The organism is Alcanivorax sp. HI0083, from assembly GCF_001635175.1.
Genome location: NZ_LWFX01001327.1, coordinates 1 through 1,510, shown reverse-complemented (window position 1 = coordinate 1,510; position 1,510 = coordinate 1). Strand labels below are relative to the sequence as shown.

At 58.4% G+C, this 1,510-nt stretch carries 1 protein-coding gene; it reads left to right on the top strand.

Features of this window, described 5'->3' with window-relative positions:
• Positions 1-187 precede the first annotated feature (187 nt).
• Positions 188-1,510, top strand: a 1,323-nt coding sequence (locus A3754_RS19775; protein ID WP_063521061.1) for a bifunctional GNAT family N-acetyltransferase/carbon-nitrogen hydrolase family protein, incomplete at its 3' end; no start/stop codon positions are given.

Below are 1,510 nucleotides of genomic sequence, written 5' to 3'. Positions count from 1 at the left end.
ATTCCCTTTCCGCCATTGAATGCGTAAATAGAGACGCAGAATGCGGCATGCGACACGCAACACGGAAAAGCAAAATCGTCGTAACCCCCGGGCATTAGAAGCGTGGGTGCGGCATTGAAGAGATGAATAGACCTGTATCGCGTTGTTGCGTTGAGCGTGACGCGTGCAGCGAAAACGGAGTTTTTTTATGGCCGAAGAAACAACCCGCCTGCGTTTGCGTACGCTCACCGAAGACGATTACCCGGCGCTGGCGCGCCTTATGGATCAGGTCTATCACGATATTGGTGGGGCCTGGCCGGAAGACACCATCAAGACCCTGATCCGCATTTTTCAGGACGGGCAGCTGGTCATTGAGGATAACGGCGAGCTGGTGGCCACGGCGCTGACCATCAAGGTCAAATACGACCGTTTCTCCAACCCGCATCGCTACGAAGACCTGATCACCGATGACAAGGTGCGCTCCCACGACAAGAATGGCGATGCGCTGTACGGCCTGGATGTGTTCGTGGACAAGGAATACCGCGGCTACCGTTTGGGGCGCCGGCTTTACGAAGCGCGTAAAGAGCTGTGCCGGGAAGAAAACCTGCGTGCGATTTTGGCGGGTGGTCGCCTGCCGGGGTATACCAACTACGCGGACCAGATGCCGGTGACCGAATATATCGAGCAGGTGGAAGCCCGCGCCATCTACGATCCTATTTTGTCATTCCAGCTTTCCAATGGCTTCGACGTGAAACGTTTGATGAAAGCGTATTTGCCGGAAGACGAAGACTCCCACGGCTACGCCACCCTGCTGGAATGGGACAACATCCTCTACGAACCGGAAGATGACGACGCCGAGTGGCCGCGCCGTACTGTGGTGCGCGTGGGCGTGGTCCAGCGCCGCATGCGCGCCGCCCGCGACGTGCAGGACCTGCTCAACCAGGTGGAATTCTTTATCGACGCGCTGTCCGATTACCGCGCCGATTTCGCCGTGCTGCCGGAATTCTTCAGCGCACCATTGATGGGCCTGCGCCCGGAACTGAACTCCGTGGAAGCGGTGCGCTTCCTGGCCAGCTTCACCGACGAAGTGCGTGATGCGTTGGCGGACATGGCGGTGAGCTACAACATCAACATCGTCGGCGGCTCCATGCCGGTGATTGAAGATGACAAGGTCTACAACGTGGCCTACCTGATGCGCCGCGATGGCTCGGTGGAATCCCAATACAAGATCCATATCACGCCCCATGAACGCCGTGACTGGGTGATCCAGGGTGGTGACAAGCTGCAGGTATTCGACACCGATGCGGGCAGGGTGGGTATCCTGATCTGCTATGACGTGGAATTCCCTGAACTGGGCCGGATTCTCGCCGACGAGAAAATGGATATCCTGTTCGTCCCGTTCTGGACCGACACCAAGAACGGCTACCTGCGCGTACGCCACTGCGCCCAGGCCCGCGCCATCGAAAACGAATGCTACGTGGCCATCTCCGGCTCCGTGGGCAACCTGCCACGGGTGGATGCGGTGGACATC